Source organism: Vibrio hepatarius (assembly GCF_018860525.1).
Taxonomy (GTDB): Bacteria; Pseudomonadota; Gammaproteobacteria; order Enterobacterales; family Vibrionaceae; genus Vibrio; species Vibrio hepatarius_B.
The window spans coordinates 75,613-90,955 of sequence record NZ_JAHKPM010000018.1; the positions used below are offsets into that span (position 1 = coordinate 75,613).

Consider the following 15,343-nt stretch of genomic DNA (forward strand, 5'->3'; position numbering starts at 1 on the left):
TTTAGTCAGACGATAGGCTTTATGTAAAGGATTTGTTAAAGAGCATTGCAATGAGCGAGTATGTTTCTAAACCTATTAATAAACAAGGATTTGTTGACTGGAGTAGTGAAGAAGACCAGATTTGGCATGATTTGGTTTCACGCCAGTTAGAGCTCGTTAATGAACGTGCATGTAAAGAATATCTTCGGGGTTTAGAACTACTGGATTTGCCGGTCGATAGGGTCCCCCAGCTACCTGAAATAAATCATATTCTGCACAGGGAGACAGGCTGGAAAGTTGAGCCAGTACCTGCATTAATTAATTTTGATCGTTTTTTTGCATTACTGGCAGATAAAAAATTTCCTGTTGCTACCTTCTTGCGTTCACGAGAAGAATTTGACTATCTTCAGGAACCTGACTTCTTCCACGAAATTTTTGGTCATTGTGCTATGTTAACCAATCCTGAATTTGCTCGTTTTACAGAAACGTATGGCAAGCTGGGTAGAGATGCAGACAGCAAAGAGCGAGTATATCTTGCAAGGCTTTACTGGTTCACTATTGAGTTTGGGTTGGTAAGAGAGGCGCAAGAAAACAAGATCTATGGCGGAGGTATTTTATCCTCGCCAGGAGAAACGATATACGCTTTAGACGGAGAACACCCTGCCAGAGAAGAATTTGATATCCATACAGTCCTTCGTACTCCTTATCGTATTGATATCATGCAGCCAGCGTATTTTATCTTGAACAATATTGAACAGCTATACCAACTCAGTCAAGAGGACTTAATGTCCCATGTCCATAAGGCCATGAAAGTTGGATTACTTCCCCCATTATTTGAATCAAAGGAAAAAACACATGCTTAATGAACTTCGCTGTGAAGCGTGCAGCCCAGAATCCATTGCATTAACGAAAGAAGAGCAGCGACTTCTGCTTACCGAATTGGATAACTGGCAAATTATAGTACGCGATGATATCCCGCAATTAGAGAAAGTGTATAAGTTCAAAAATTTTCAATTAGCATGGAATTTTTCTAATAAGATTGCTCAACTTGCAGAAGATGAATTCCACCATCCTTCTATCCTATTGGAGTGGGGTAAGGTGACAGTAACATGGTGGAGTCATGCGATTAAGGGGTTGCACCGTAACGATTTTATATGTGCTTCCAAGTGTGACAAACAAAGTTAATTATTAGTGGCCTGAAGCGATTAATCCCCCCTGCGTTTCAGGCCTTTTTTACGTCGATAAACCTTCTAAAGATGCTACATAGCACCGCTGCACTTATATGTTTCGCGCAATGGCCATTTGCTCATCACGACAAATCTGTAGCCAGTACTTGAGTGTTTGCTGAAGCATTTTCACTTGGTCGCCAATTCGGTTGATTTCTTTAAGTTCTTCGTCAGTTAGGGGACGAGCAGGTAGGTTCTCAGATAACTCGGTGAAATAATCTACCGTCACGCCTTCCGAAGACCAGAAATTCATTCCGTACCCTTCGTTTTCGTCTGGGTTAGTATCATAGTGATAATTCCAGCCATCAAGGTCGCTATTGATGTAAGTGATTGTGTTTTTGCCGTATTTCTCTGTCATAAAGGCATCAATATCAGACAAGCTCCCCGTAAGAAACATATTATATTCTTCGGTGGTGAGCTCTATAGAGTCATCAGCTAGTACACTAGAGAGTAATGCCATGCGCATTAGTGGAGCAACATCACCAACACCATTATTCCAGTCATCATTCCATTGGTCCAAATCACCCCAGCCAGTTTGGAATTGCTGTACTAAAGCATCAGGGCAATTGGACTCACTTTGCATAGAGCGAGTAATTGTATACGCTAGGCTATCAGGTGGTGCTTGGTTGTAAATACTGTTAAACAGGCTTGCAACATCGTTGGCAAAATCATCACCGTTATAGTGTTCGTGAGAACCATGCATACCTGAACCACCACATTCCATAAAACGTTGTAGTGTATTCATGTCCTTGTCTGATAAGTTATAGTCATCTGCATGAATTAGTACATCCATGAGTACAAGTTGAAAGGCATCTTCTAACGTATAGCCTGTCAATGGAGATGTTTTGGATATATCTTCCCACATTACTTCCATTGCATCTTCAAAAGCTCCCAAACCTTTGGTTTGTTGCTCTATTGCCTCAAGTTGAGCACTATAAACCTCAATACTCGCTGCAAGCGCCAACGCAATAGCATCTTCTGGATTACCACTGACCATGGACTGTACAACTTGCTTTTGATGGTTAGCCACCATAGCAAGTATTTCTGAGTCTGCGGGTTGCTTGTCGATTAGTGCAATAGCAGGGTCGATTTTCTTAAGGTCTTTTTCAGCTTTTCCAATCGATGCAAGATAAGCTTCAAGGTTTTGAGAATCAACCTGTGGGGTCTTTTGCTCAATGCCACTCAGAAGCGTATTAGTGATATTGTTGGTGATCATTCCAAGGTTCCTGATGTAGTAGAATAGAGTAGGAGAAGCCATAGTAAATGATTATTAAGAAGCATTTAGCCTATCGGTGCGGATTTAACCTGAGTTTTTATGAATTTGCGCTTTCAGGTATAACAGATAAGAACGCCTGAAATACTGAATTCAGACGTTCTATTAAATGGTGGTAAAGATTAGATATTACGAGCAATGGCCATTTGCTCATCACGACAAATCTGTAGCCAGTATTTGAGAGTTTGCTGAAGCATTTTCACTTGATCGCCGATGCGGTTTACTTCTTCTAATTCTTCGTCAGTCAATTCTCTTCCCGGAAAGTGTTCCAAAGTTTCAATGAGATCGTCGGGATAAATGCCAGCACTTCCGGAAAAATCAGGATAGCGGTCTGTTTCAACATGATCTCCAGCACCATTGCCAGAAGCTCCAGGGCTTGGAGCCCAACCGTCAATATCCATTAAGTATTGACCTAATTCTCCGTCATTAAGTCCCAATAGTTCCTCGAAATCATGAACATCACCCATAATAAGTTGGTCCCATTGCTCAGCTGTAATTATTCCTTTTTCTGCAGCATCGGCGAGAATGAATATTTTTAATGTCGGGCTTAGACGTTCGCAATCTTCTGCTGACAAGTCATCAGAACCATTAATAAATCCGTTGGGATCTATCCAGTAATTGTCAGCACATGTGTTTAAGCTAGTCCTATTGGAAGGTTCATTATAAAAAGTAAGAATTTTACCTGTTAACGAGTCTGCGGGAATTTGGCTACCAATTAATGGTGTTAAAGAATCAACCAGTGTATCTAAAAACCAGTTAATAATTTCTTTCGGAGGATGGTTATCATATTGTCCGTAGGGTGCATGTAAGCCGCTACCAAAGTGTTCAGTAATTTGTGCTAGGTAGACTTCATAATCGTTACCTAGTAATGCTGGAAGGTTTAATCCCCATTCATCTGCATGCATTAGTAAATCAATAACAAGCAGCTGCATAAGATCTTCATATTCAGTGCCATCGACGCCTCCAGCAAGAATTGATTCATATATCATATCCAACATTGGCTCTAGTACTGCGCTGCCACCTTCTGTCCATGCTTGAATGTCCTCTAATTGTTTTGAGTATACCTCTATTCCAGCAGCTAGAGCCAATGCAATGGCATCCTCAGGATTACTGCTCACCATAGACTGAACTACTTGTTTTTGATGAGCGGCTACCATAGCAAGGACTTCAGAGTCTGCCTGTTGCTTATCGATTAGAGTTATCGCTGGCTCTATTTTTTCAAGGTCTTTTTCCGCTTTTCCAATCGTTGCAAGATAAGCATCAAGGCTCTTAGGGTCAATTTGTGGCGTTTTTTGCTCAATGCCACTCAGAAGCGTATTTGTGATAGTGTTCGTTATCATTCCAAAAATTCCAAGTTTTAAAAAATATTCTGAGGATAATTTGAGCGATTATAAAGTGTGCATACTAATTCTAAATCGGATTAAACCTGAGTTGTTGTGATTTCACAAAAACGCTTAGAAAAGAGGATTTGCTCAGTATTTTTCTTTACACAGATAATTTAATAAATCATTGATATATATTAAATTACTTTATTTTACGATAATGCACGTTGCCAAGAGTCTCGACTTCTTTTTCATAAATGCTTATTAGCAATTTATATTTATTAAGCAAATTTTTAGTATCTCTAAGTATGTTTTGATTAAGCTGCATATATCGTTGACTTGAGGTGCTATTGATTACTAGACCGGATTGATTACAGTGATCATGTATGCTGGCCCAATTGGCATAAGCTATTTTTACCAGGTCGGACTGATCGTTAATATGTTTTGTTTCATTATTAATCTCGGAGATAGAGTTTCTTGATACTTTAATTTGTTGCTTAAACCTTTGTTGGTAAGAGGAGTCACTTGATAATAAAGCGTTGAGTTCATCTTTAGTGAATTGTTTATGCAGAAATGTTTTTTGTTGATATGAATTTAAGAAGCTATTGAAGCTAATTGCTTTTTTATTGTACCAAGATTCAATCTCTTGCTGAAAACTGAGCGCTTTGTTCCATGTTTCCTCACGACAATGCCCTGCGAAACTCTTCATTGGTAAAGTTAACGCTAATGATGCCGCTATAATTAGGTATAGCCTGTAAAATGTCATATTAGCTATAGTATTGGTGATATATGATTTAAGTATAGAAAGACGCTGACCTAATATGAAAAAGATACTAATGTTTGTAATGCTTCTGCTTGGCCTAGCTTGTGCGGGAGGCGGGTATTACATTTTCTACTTCAAACCACAACAAGAAGCTGAAGAGGCTGCTGAAAGGGAGAGAAATAAAAAGCCTCCCGATCCTTTGATGGGAAAGCAGAAAGAGCATCGGCACCCCAAACCAGAAGTGACAGATTTTTACGTCAGCCCACCCAAGTTGGGTGTTAGACAAGCGCCAAGATATGACGCTTTTGTTGAAAGTGAGGTTTATCGAGGCGAAAAGCTACACATCCTTGAGAAAAAAAATGGGTGGGGTCGGATTTCCCGCTATTACGTTTATGAAGAGGGTGGAGAAGAAATTGCAGAATGGGTTCCTATGGAGGCATTGTTGGAAATTTCGCCAACTATTACTAAAGAAGAGAGAGTTGAAACGGTTAGCAGCTACGTTGAAAAATCGGATGATTTTAAACAGCATTTTGAAATGTTTGTAAAGGTTACCGACCAATTACTTAAGGAAAAGACTTGTACACCAGATGACTTTGAGGAAACGCATGGATGGATACGTTCATTGACCTTTAAATATCGTGATGTGTATTTTATCTATTGTGGTGGTATCAAACAGGCAAATAAGATCTATCTAGATGTCCGCACAGGAGAAATATTTTACCGATAACTCAGGTGTTTTACGGATTGTTTTGTTTGTCGATAAATGGTCGAATGGTGCTTGTTAAAATTCAAAGTATAGGCTTTTTGAAATTTTATTTGTTAATAATGTCACTAGGTAGTATCATCTTAGAGCTTATTTTATTGGTGCCGTGAATGATTCAGCGTTTTATCACATCGTTTTGTTGGATAATATTGGTTGCATTGGCACTACCATCGCAGGCTTTGTCTTATCTGACAAAAGATTCTAATGATGCGATTTCACGCCTAATACGCAATGATTTCTCCAATTTTAATTCTCAGTCTTTGGCCCAGGGCTTATTTGAAAAGTCGACAAAAGTAGCGATATCTCACCGTCCAGTGTCGAAGTCAAATGTTGACTCTGAAACGCTAGCTATTATTCAGAATAACCGTTTGAGTTCGGTTACTCGTGATTATGCCGAAGGTGCAGTACCTTTTGAAGATTACACGACTGACAAAATAAAGACCTTCACTGCTAACAGTATTCATTCTGAAAAAATAGACAATGCTTGGCTTTGTGCAGAATTCAATTCTCAATACCGTATCTCTGGTTGGAAAGAGTCAAACGCATTATATGTGGCACTCAACAGCCAATTTTCTTAATCATTTCATTTATTTCCGCAAATAGGTTCTCGCGTTAAGTGTGTCATAATGGATGTCAAGTCTATGATATTGCCATCTAGTGATATAAATCATTATGCATTGCGCGTTATTCATACAGATTTACAATTTAATCTAGCTGGAGCTTGCTATTGGCTAGGTAAAGCTATTTAAGATATCAATATGAAAAAAAATCAGCCGAAAAAAAAACAAGCTAGAGTGATAAATCGATACGCAGGATGGAAATATGCTGTACTGATTGTAACGGTTATCATACTTACCTTGAGTGCGATACCAACTTGGTATGGTGAACAACCATCAATCAATGTGACAACATCACATGCCCACGACCTTATTGACAATCCCATTGAGCTGAATCGACTTCTTGAGCAGAACGATATACATGCTATAGAGGTTCGTCAGGAACAGGGTTCAACTACGGTAGTATTCGACAGTGAAACAGACCAAACACATGCAAGAGAACTTCTAAACACTCTATTGGATAAGCAAGACTCTATTAGCTTCTCATATGTATCTGTTGCGCCTAAATGGTTAAGTGATATGGGATTCAACCCTATAAAACTTGGTCTTGATTTACGTGGTGGTGTTCAATTCTTGCTCAATGTAGATGTTGATAAAGCATTTGAAGAACAGCGCAATACTATCGTTGATGAAATTCGAGATATGTTACGCCAAGAGCACCTTCGTGGAGTTAAATTGGCTCAAGTGGGGGTGGATGGGTTTGACCTTAAAAGCAATTCTAGTGAAGTGTTGACCAAATCTGGCAACTACATCCGTCAGAATTACCCAGGTTGGGAAATTAAACGCCATTCGGGTTATTTATCCGTGAAACCAACTGCGCAGAATAAGTCTGAGTTTCAAACAGTAACTATAAAACAAAACTTAAAAATTATGCGTGATCGCATTGAAGAACTTGGTATTACAGAGGCTCTAGTACAGAGGCAAGGTGAGCATAGCATTCGAATTGAGTTACCAGGTGTGCAGGATCCCTCTCAGGCTAAGAATGTGATTGGTGCGACGGCATCATTAGCATTCCATGAGGCAAAATCGCCCTCTGAAGCAGCTTCTTACGACAGTGTTGTTTTGAAAGATAATAATGGACGTGACGTTCTATTGTCAAAACGTCCAGTTCTTACTGGAGAACATATTGTTAATGCTCGAGCGGGCATGGATAAAATGGGTTTTTCCGAAGTTAATATTTCGCTTGATCATTCTGGCGGCAAGATCATGAGTGACTTTTCTGGGAAACACATAGGTAAGTCCATGGCAACCGTTTATCGTGAATATACTACTAATGCTAGTGGAGAGACAGAACGTAGTGAAAAAGTGATTAGTGTCGCCACTATTCAGTCTCAGCTAGGAAGTCAGTTTAGGATTACGGGTGCAGGTTCATTAGATGAAGCACAAAACTTGGCTTTGCTGCTGCGAGCTGGATCATTAACGGCACCTGTCACCATAGTTGAAGAACGTACGATAGGTGCTTCACTAGGTGCAGAAAATATTGAGAATGGTTTTGCAGCTCTGGCGTTAGGTATGGCGATGACATTAACTTTCATGGCTTTATGGTACCGCCGCCTTGGTTGGGTGGCTAATGTTGCGCTGGTGATTAATATGGTAAGTTTACTTGGTCTTATTGCGTTACTTCCAGGAGCTGTCCTCACCTTACCCGGTATTGCAGGACTTGTTTTGACCGTGGGAATGGCAGTTGATACTAACGTACTAATATTCGAACGAATAAAAGACAAGCTGGCAGAAGGTAGGACGTTTTCTCAGTCAATTGACCAAGGCTTTGGTAGTGCGCTAAGCACAATTCTTGATGCCAATATTACCACTATGATTACCGCTGTAATTCTGTACTCAATCGGCAATGGGCCTATTCAGGGCTTTGCTTTGACGTTGGGTTTAGGACTTCTAACTAGTATGTTCAGTGGTATTTTCGCTTCACGCGCGATCATTAATTTGGTTTGGGGTCGTGACGGCCGCCGGGATGTAAGGGTGTAATTATGGTTCAATATCTAACAAACAATATTCGTCGGATTCGTTATATCACGGGCTTTGTATCAATTGCTCTAATGGTGCTCTCGCTTGCAGCATTTGCTACTAAAGGTCTTAACATGGGTTTAGACTTTACTGGCGGTATGGTAACAGAAGTACAAGTTGACAAAAGCCTAACTAATAATGAGTTGCTTGAAGCTTTGAAACCGAGCTTGGGAGAATTTACAGCAGTTACCCATTCTGATCAGGAAGGTCGTTGGATTATTCGATACCCAGTTCCAGAAGAGAGTAGTAATGTATCAAATGTTACTTCCATACTAGCGAGTGTATCAGACAAAGTCGATGTAATTAGTAACAGCATGGTAGGATCACAAGTTGGTCAAGACCTAGTTGATCAAGGGGGGCTGGCTCTACTGATTTCGATGATGTGTATTTTGGGTTATTTGTGTTTTCGTTTTGAATGGAGATTAGCAAGTGGATCCTTATTGGCACTTATTCATGATGTGGTATTAGTTCTTGGATTTTTTGCTTTAACTCAGATGGAATTTAACTTAACCGTTTTTGCGGCTATCTTGGCAATACTAGGATACTCACTTAACGATTCGATAATTATTGCTGATCGCATTCGTGAGCTATTGGTAGCAAAGCAGTCTACACCAATTGATGAGATAAATGATCAGGCTGTGATAGCAACGTTCTCTCGTACTATGGTGACATCTGGAACCACTCTACTTACAGTCACAGCCTTGTGGATAATGGGAGGAAATGCACTTGAAGGTTTCGCTATAGCTATGTTTATCGGTATTCTTTCCGGAACTTGGTCTTCAATTTCCATCGGTACTGTTCTGCCAGAATGGCTAAAACTTGAGTCAAAACATTATCTTCCGGTAGAAGTCGACTCTGCTCCTTAATTACGAATTAATGCCCCATGGAAAAGTTCCCGGGGCATGTTTGCCTTCACTGTGTAGTCGATGTGAGGAATTCTGTAAAACGTTGCCATGATTTTGTGTCGGCTTCTTCTCTATATCGCTTACTACCAAACACAGTAAAAGCATGTGGTGCACCACTGTATGTGATCATTTCATGGTCAACTTTTTGGTTTTCAAGTTCATTTGCTAATGTTGCAAATTGATCCATGGTAATTGCACTGTCAGCGGTACCATGTAAAACTAATATTGGAGCAGAAGTCTTTTTATATGACTGTCCTTCTGGTGTTTTTAAACCACCATGAAAAGTGACAAAACCTTTCGCATTCATTCCTGAACGCGCCGCTTCTAAAGTTGCGGCCCCCCCAAAACAATATCCCATAACTACTATATTATTTGTTTTAGGACCAAGAGATACGGCATAATTTAAGCTCCCTTGTATCAATGCTCTAAGTTTTTCTCTATCTTTATACAGTTCTCCCGTATGCTGTTTTTTATCTTTTACTTCTGTTGGTCGAACGCCTTTACCAAACAAGTCAGCAGCAAAAACGTTATAGCCCAACTTGTTGAGCATTTTTGCCCGTTTTATTTCATAATCAGTTAGGCCATCCCAATCATGAATGAGTAGAATTAAAGGTGCTTCATCATTTGTTTTTGACCAATATCCTTCGTAATCGCTACCATTTACATTGTAAATTTTATTTTCACCAGCTGTAGAAAGGCTGGTAGCGAAGAAGAGAGTTGCTAATACTGACAGACGTTTTTTCATAACTATCTCCATTTAGTTAATGAAGTGTAGCTGTAAAGGTACAATGAGGAAATATTCACCATACCGCATACAATGTAATAGGTGCAAAGTAACATTTATATCAATCATTATCATGTCATTACATACTATAGATAAAGAGAGTAACGCTAGCAGATTATATTTTCTTAGTTAAACATGAGAGTGATAGAGACTATTAATATAGTTATTTTTTGACTCGTGAAATTAATTTTCAGTTATATCTTTCGGTGAAGTAGCCTTTTAAATTAACCTTATATTAACTTAATTGTCATTGACATGGTTAATACGGATGATAGCCTTAACTCCCATCTAAACCACAATTCATGGAGTGATAATGTTGTTGCGTAATTTATGCATATTAGTTTTATTGTTCAGTTCTTTTTCAAGTTTTGCGATCCGAAATGATGATAAGGTAGATCTAAGTAATATCGAAAAGAGTCTTCAAGATCTTCAAGAGTCACAGCAACAATCCCAAGATAGCATGCATTATGTGCGGTCTATGGATGGTTCACAATATGTTCCAGAGCCTAAGAGCAGCAGAGATAACCCTGCTTACAGTTATTTTATTCTTGAATCTTACGAAATATATAGCAGTCAAAGCGGTAAGCGTATGGTGCAAGCAACCGTCACAAATCATTCTGGTGGCGGTGTTATCCTAAAGCCAAGTCAGATAAAAGCATTTTTTGGTAATGATAAATATATATCTCCTACACGTATCGACCAAGATGGCAGATTTGCACAAGACGAGACCAAATCAGTCACTCTTTATTTCGGTAAAACGAACGAATCCATCTTGGGGCTAATGACTCGTTCATATTAAAGTATTGGTCCGTCAAATTCTCGTTTAAGGATTGACGGACCAAATAGTTAGATCGGTTATGAGTAGCATTATTCGTCGACAGGGTTTTGATTTATGCTAACTTAACTAATTTTTCGACCAGTATATCTATACCAGTTGCTGCTTGTGATATGTTGGAGGCCAGCATATAGGCTGGCGTAGATAGAACGTTATGGTTCTCGTCGTAAACAATATCATCGACAGGGCAGTCTATATGTTCACCACCCATAGCATTAAAACCAGCTGCTACCCCTTCATCATTTCCTATTGTTGCCTTGACACCCTTTGTATAGATCATAGGAATGATGGTAGGGGCAATACATAAATATCCTGCAGGCTTTCTTGCTTGGGCGAAGTCACGGCATGCAGATTTAACATGAGCGTGAATACTGCATTCAGCGCCATTGACTGCAAAGTCAGTCAGGTTTTTTACTGCACCAAAACCGCCAGGAACAAGTAGTGCGTCAAAATCTTCAGCTTTCAAGTCAGCGACGTCTCCGATATTTCCTCGTGCAATTCGAGCAGCCTCAGTCAGAACGTTACGTGTTTCTGACATCTCTTTTCCAGTAATATGATTTATCACGTGCAATTGTTCGATGTTTGGGGCAAAACAGTGCCAACTGGCTCCCTGTTTTTCTAGTGCATGTAAAGCTAAGACTGATTCATGGATCTCTGCACCATCATAAACACCAGAGCCACTAAGAATTACCGCAACTTTTTTCATTATCATCTCCTGTATTTTCCTTGAGTATAAATTAAAACTAGATTACATCATTTAAGTGAAATAGGAATTACCTGGGAATAAGTTTTTGTCAAATTTTTAATTAATTTAGAGGTATATGACTGTATGTGTGACTATAGATAATGTGTTTTATATTACCTATATTCACATCTATATGAAAACAATCTAAAATGAGGCATTAATTTAAGGAGAGTAAAATGAAGTACGACTGGGTCTTATTTGATGCTGATGAAACTTTGTTTCATTTTGATGCTTTTAAAGGAATGCAACTGATGTTCTTGCGTAAAGGTGTAGAATTTACGCAAGAAGATTACAATCAGTATCAAGAGAAAAACAAGCCACTTTGGGTTTCGTATCAAAATGGTGCTATAGACGCACATGAACTAAAACATATTCGATTTTACCATTGGGCTGAAAAGTTGGGTACAACCACTACTGAACTTAATAGTGCTTTCTTAGCCGCTATGGGCGACATTTGTACATTACTACCAGGAGCAAAGGAGCTTGTAAGTACATTAGCTGAGAAGGCAAAGCTTGGAATTATCACTAATGGTTTCACAGAATTGCAGTCTATACGCTTAGAGCGAACAGGGATGAGTGGATTTTTTGAGCAAATTATCATATCTGAGCAGGTTGGAGCTGCTAAACCGGATAAGAAAATCTTTAACTATGCACTGAAAAAAATGAATTACCCAATCAAAAATAAAATATTAATGGTTGGAGATACACTTCATTCAGACATACTGGGTGGCATCAATTTTGGTATCGATACATGCTGGTTGAATCGGTATAATGCTGTAATACAAGATGGGATCGAGCCGACCTATACAGTGACTTCTTTACCAGAGATTAAAAATATATTAATGCGATAACGTATTTTTGATCTTCAGTCTATAATTTTAAGTATAAGTGTTTGAATTAATTTTCTAGGATGTAGCACTGTGGTAGGCATAATAGTAAAGTGGGATGCAAAACATGGATACGGTTTGATATCTACGAAAAATTTGCCGGTCCAAAAGGTCTTCTTTCATGTGAGGGATATGAGTACTGAAGAAGGACCACCTTATGTATCAGAACATGTTGAATTTGACGTTCTTCGTGACCTGAGTGGATGCAAAATGGCCATGAATATCAGTCCAATAATGATTAATTTTAAAGACTAAAGACTAAAGACTAGGAGCACAAAGCCTGATGTAGTGCTCCAAGCTTCTATTCTCTGCTGTTTCATACTTATCGTCCAAAACAACACAATTTTCAATTCTATCCAGCCTAAATTGGCGATATTCCTCACGCAAATCACACCAACTAACTAGTGTCCATGAATGGCACCAGAATACTAGCCCTAGAGGTTGTACTGTGCGTTCGGACTTATTTAAATTTTTATCGATATAGTGCAACTTTATTTTGAGTCTATCATCAATAGAATGTCGTAGAATCTTTCCGAAATTAGATGAGAGCCTAGTAGTATGTACATTGGGTACACAAATCGGAAAATTTTCAACTTGTTGCTTTAGCTTATCAGATAAGACAGATTGAATCTTAGACGAAGCGGTTAGGGCGGATTTAGCGAGTTCACTGTCGGACAAACTTCGAACCATTCGTATTCCAAGTTCCAGTGCCATCATTTCATCTTTAGTGAACATCAATGGAGGTAAATGAGAGCCTGATTGAAGCATATAGCCAACCCCTGACTCTCCTGAGACGGGTACTCCAGTTTTTATCAATGATTTGATATCACGATATATAGTACGTTCGCTGACGTTTAGTGTGTTGGCCAATTCACTTGCTGTTACAGCATATCGTTTAGATCGTAATAACGTCAGTAATTCAAGTAATCGCTCAGATTTAGTCATTGGTTCGCTCATAGTGACGGCTATTGTTTAGGGTATAGAGCCTAAAAGTCGGCAACATTATTAAGAAAGATCATTTGCTAACCATGATATTTTATCTTAAATGCTTGGGCTTAAACATAAATTAAAATGACAAATAGTCTGCTTCTTACCATGTTATCACGAAATAGCGTCAGAATGTTTCAGTGGAAAAATCATCTAACAAGCCTATTTGTGGTTATAAATGTGAGGTAGGTCAGGTGATAGAAAAGATATGCAACTAAAATAGTATTGAAGGTTTTACTTACAATATATGAACTAGCGAATGGTCATTAATTTGGTTTGAATGAATCTCAGGGTGATGAGTAAGATGCGTGGAACGATTAGTGAGTGGCATGACAATGAAGGGTACGGTTATATTGCTGTTGAAAATCAACAGGCACGTGTCAAGTTTCATCTCAATGATTTACAGACTTTTGGTAGAGTTCCCCGAGTAAGTGAACGTGTTCAATTTAAGTTAAGTGAAGATGCACGGGATGGGCTCAAAGCAGTACAAATTGAAAAACAAATGGTATTTAAGTTGACGTTAGCGATCGCTATTTGGTTCTCTACAACGCTGATAGCCAGTATGTTTGTTTTGAACTATCCACCGCTATTATTTTTTACCTACGTTGCGCTTAGTGCGATTGCGTATCTAGTCTATGCACTTGATAAACATGCATTACGTTCAGGGACATGGCGTATTCCGTCAATTTTTTTGTTTGTTCTTAATTTGTTTGGAGGGTGGCCAGGTGCATTACTCGCACAGTCTCTTTTAAACTATCGTCATATAGGTCTTATATTTAACAGCATGTTCTGGGCGACGTTATTGGCCAATTTTGGTGCTTTTTGTTGGACTCTAACAAACGAGGGTGCCAATGAAATGATGAAGCTCATGACGCTGTTTCCTGCAAATTTATAAAATTTAATCTGCGGAGAAACTTCATTTATTTACAGCTCAACTTAGTTTTAAGCGAGTAACATTGGCTAATTATCTATACTACGCCGCGATAATACCAGTGTTTCTAAATGGTGACCAGGGCGTTCAATAATACTGACATTTTCGTCTCGATATATGACTTTGAAAGAACCCACGAGAGTATAGCCCTTAATCATGTAAAGGTTTGAAAAAGGTTCAGATAGTAACGACGATAAAACCTCTTCTTGTATCTCATTTGTTTGTAAGGTTGCTTCTGAGACAATGCCAAATTTGTTGCCTCCAAGTGGTTCAATTTTACCACGTATAGTAAATACATGAATCTTACTTGATGGTTCTTCGATAGTAACCGTTGAGTAAAAATTACCTGATTCATGGTTGAAGATATCAAGTTTTTCTTGCCACTGACTTTCTTCATATGGGTTTCCAATAATGGATGCCGTAAAAGCTTGCTCACTCGATGTTGCGATACTATCAATGACTGTAGCTGTTAGGAAAGAAGCGAAAGAAACGACAAGGAGTACATAATATTTTATCATTTTTTAAAGCTCAAATTATCGATAAAAGAATCAAGATTAATGTCTTTAACATAGTAGTTTGTTGCATTAAGAGTTTCGGAGTCGAAAATAACAATATGACTTGTTCTGTCATAGTGGTTGTAAAACAACGATATATTTTTTTTATTTTTAAGAATTTGGAGTAAATCTTCAGGTACCTTTTGGTCCTTGTACTTCAAAATTTGTATGTTATTAACCGTGACTAACTCAATCTTTTGGTCGCTGATAACCTTATTGGTGATAAAAACATTCGTGATAATATTAATAGATATAGCTAGTAGCATGATAGAGGCTATAACAATCGCTAGACGGAAGATCCCTGTAGGCCCAGCTGCCACTGCTGAGGTAGCTTTAGAAATGGGACTTAGAATGTTGGGGAACGTTGTATGACCGTTTTCTGAATGGCCTATTTCAGTGTTTTTTTGCTCTGATAAGGCTTCATCACGGCGAACACTATTTTTACATATTAGAATGTAACCCTTGCCGGGAATTGTTTTGATTTTAACGCTCTCCGAGAGGTTTAAAGTTGAACGTAAATTAAAAATGGCTTTATGTAATGAAGATTCTGTTACAACAGAATCAGGCCAGCCTATAGACATCAATCTTTCTTTAGAAACGATGGAGTTATCATTCTCTACTAAATGTATGAGTATAAGGAACTCATTGTAATTTAATCTTAATGTCGACTCGTGGCATGTCACTGCCATTTCTTTTGTGTCAAAGATGACATCGTCACAATATAGAGCTGAATTATTTGATATCAACATGGCA

17 protein-coding genes are annotated in these 15,343 nt (G+C 38.6%); 9 read left to right on the forward strand and 8 right to left on the reverse strand.

What is annotated here, in order from left to right; translation table 11 throughout:
- Window positions 1-50: 50 nt before the first annotated feature.
- Both phhA and KO511_RS05645 read left to right on the forward strand, forming a co-directional pair.
- Complete coding sequence (gene phhA / locus KO511_RS05640) at window positions 51-842, forward strand: phenylalanine 4-monooxygenase (RefSeq protein ID WP_215986502.1); 792 nt, start codon at window positions 51-53, stop codon at window positions 840-842.
- Complete coding sequence (locus KO511_RS05645; protein WP_215986503.1) at window positions 835-1,164, forward strand: 4a-hydroxytetrahydrobiopterin dehydratase; 330 nt, start codon at window positions 835-837, stop codon at window positions 1,162-1,164. The genes phhA and KO511_RS05645 overlap by 8 nt, the downstream gene beginning before the upstream one ends.
- 93 nt (window positions 1,165-1,257) lie before the next feature.
- Here KO511_RS05645 and KO511_RS05650 read toward each other — a convergent pair whose 3' ends face one another.
- From KO511_RS05650 to KO511_RS05660, 3 genes are all read right to left on the reverse strand, one after another.
- Entirely contained in the window at window positions 1,258-2,421 is a 1,164-nt protein-coding gene (locus tag KO511_RS05650; protein WP_215986504.1) for a hypothetical protein, read from the reverse strand.
- 179 nt (window positions 2,422-2,600) lie between these two features.
- Window positions 2,601-3,818 (reverse strand): molecular chaperone, encoded by a 1,218-nt coding sequence (locus KO511_RS05655; protein ID WP_215986505.1) that lies wholly within the window; start codon window positions 3,816-3,818, stop codon window positions 2,601-2,603.
- Between the two features lie 184 nt (window positions 3,819-4,002).
- On the reverse strand, window positions 4,003-4,509 hold the full coding sequence (locus KO511_RS05660; protein ID WP_215986506.1) for a hypothetical protein: 507 nt from the start codon (window positions 4,507-4,509) through the stop codon (window positions 4,003-4,005).
- 112 nt (window positions 4,510-4,621) lie between these two features.
- Between KO511_RS05660 and KO511_RS05665 the strand changes: the two genes are divergently transcribed.
- The 4 genes from KO511_RS05665 (at window position 4,622) to secF (ending at window position 8,828) form a co-directional block, all read left to right on the forward strand.
- On the forward strand, window positions 4,622-5,290 hold the full coding sequence (locus KO511_RS05665; protein WP_252724255.1) for a hypothetical protein: 669 nt from the start codon (window positions 4,622-4,624) through the stop codon (window positions 5,288-5,290).
- 146 nt (window positions 5,291-5,436) lie between these two features.
- The gene (locus KO511_RS05670; protein ID WP_215986507.1) at window positions 5,437-5,904 is read left to right on the forward strand and encodes a hypothetical protein; all 468 of its coding nucleotides are present in this window, start codon (window positions 5,437-5,439) and stop codon (window positions 5,902-5,904) included.
- A 180-nt stretch (window positions 5,905-6,084) separates the two neighbouring features.
- A complete protein-coding gene (gene secD, locus KO511_RS05675; RefSeq protein WP_215986508.1) occupies window positions 6,085-7,923 on the forward strand; it encodes a protein translocase subunit SecD in 1,839 nt (612 codons plus the stop codon).
- A 2-nt stretch (window positions 7,924-7,925) separates the two neighbouring features.
- On the forward strand, window positions 7,926-8,828 hold the full coding sequence (gene secF, locus KO511_RS05680; RefSeq protein WP_215986509.1) for a protein translocase subunit SecF: 903 nt from the start codon (window positions 7,926-7,928) through the stop codon (window positions 8,826-8,828).
- Window positions 8,829-8,874: 46 nt separating this feature from the next.
- Here the strand turns inward: secF and KO511_RS05685 are convergent, their stop codons facing one another.
- Window positions 8,875-9,600 (reverse strand): dienelactone hydrolase family protein, encoded by a 726-nt coding sequence (locus KO511_RS05685; protein ID WP_436840211.1) that lies wholly within the window; start codon window positions 9,598-9,600, stop codon window positions 8,875-8,877.
- 364 nt (window positions 9,601-9,964) lie between these two features.
- Between KO511_RS05685 and KO511_RS05690 the strand changes: the two genes are divergently transcribed.
- Window positions 9,965-10,450, forward strand: coding sequence for a hypothetical protein (locus tag KO511_RS05690; RefSeq protein ID WP_215986511.1), 486 nt, complete (start codon window positions 9,965-9,967; stop codon window positions 10,448-10,450).
- A gap of 91 nt (window positions 10,451-10,541) precedes the next feature.
- Here KO511_RS05690 and elbB read toward each other — a convergent pair whose 3' ends face one another.
- Window positions 10,542-11,192 carry an isoprenoid biosynthesis glyoxalase ElbB gene (gene elbB, locus KO511_RS05695; protein ID WP_215986512.1) on the reverse strand — a complete coding sequence of 217 codons (651 nt, stop codon included), beginning with the start codon at window positions 11,190-11,192 and terminating at the stop codon, window positions 10,542-10,544.
- A 215-nt stretch (window positions 11,193-11,407) separates the two neighbouring features.
- Between elbB and yjjG the strand changes: the two genes are divergently transcribed.
- Window positions 11,408-12,082 (forward strand): pyrimidine 5'-nucleotidase, encoded by a 675-nt coding sequence (gene yjjG, locus KO511_RS05700; protein WP_215986513.1) that lies wholly within the window; start codon window positions 11,408-11,410, stop codon window positions 12,080-12,082.
- A gap of 294 nt (window positions 12,083-12,376) precedes the next feature.
- On the opposite strand, the gene KO511_RS05710 is transcribed toward yjjG, so the two are convergent.
- On the reverse strand, window positions 12,377-13,063 hold the full coding sequence (locus KO511_RS05710) for a helix-turn-helix transcriptional regulator (RefSeq protein WP_215986514.1): 687 nt from the start codon (window positions 13,061-13,063) through the stop codon (window positions 12,377-12,379).
- A gap of 346 nt (window positions 13,064-13,409) precedes the next feature.
- Between KO511_RS05710 and KO511_RS05715 the strand changes: the two genes are divergently transcribed.
- Complete coding sequence (locus tag KO511_RS05715) at window positions 13,410-14,000, forward strand: DUF1294 domain-containing protein (RefSeq protein WP_215986515.1); 591 nt, start codon at window positions 13,410-13,412, stop codon at window positions 13,998-14,000.
- Window positions 14,001-14,065: 65 nt separating this feature from the next.
- On the opposite strand, the gene KO511_RS05720 is transcribed toward KO511_RS05715, so the two are convergent.
- Together KO511_RS05720 and KO511_RS05725 are read right to left on the reverse strand one after the other, a co-directional pair.
- Entirely contained in the window at window positions 14,066-14,554 is a 489-nt protein-coding gene (locus tag KO511_RS05720) for a hypothetical protein (RefSeq protein WP_215986516.1), read from the reverse strand.
- Complete coding sequence (locus KO511_RS05725) at window positions 14,551-15,339, reverse strand: winged helix-turn-helix domain-containing protein (protein WP_215986517.1); 789 nt, start codon at window positions 15,337-15,339, stop codon at window positions 14,551-14,553. Before KO511_RS05725 ends, KO511_RS05720 begins: the two co-directional genes overlap by 4 nt.
- Between the last annotated feature and the right edge of the window lie 4 nt (window positions 15,340-15,343).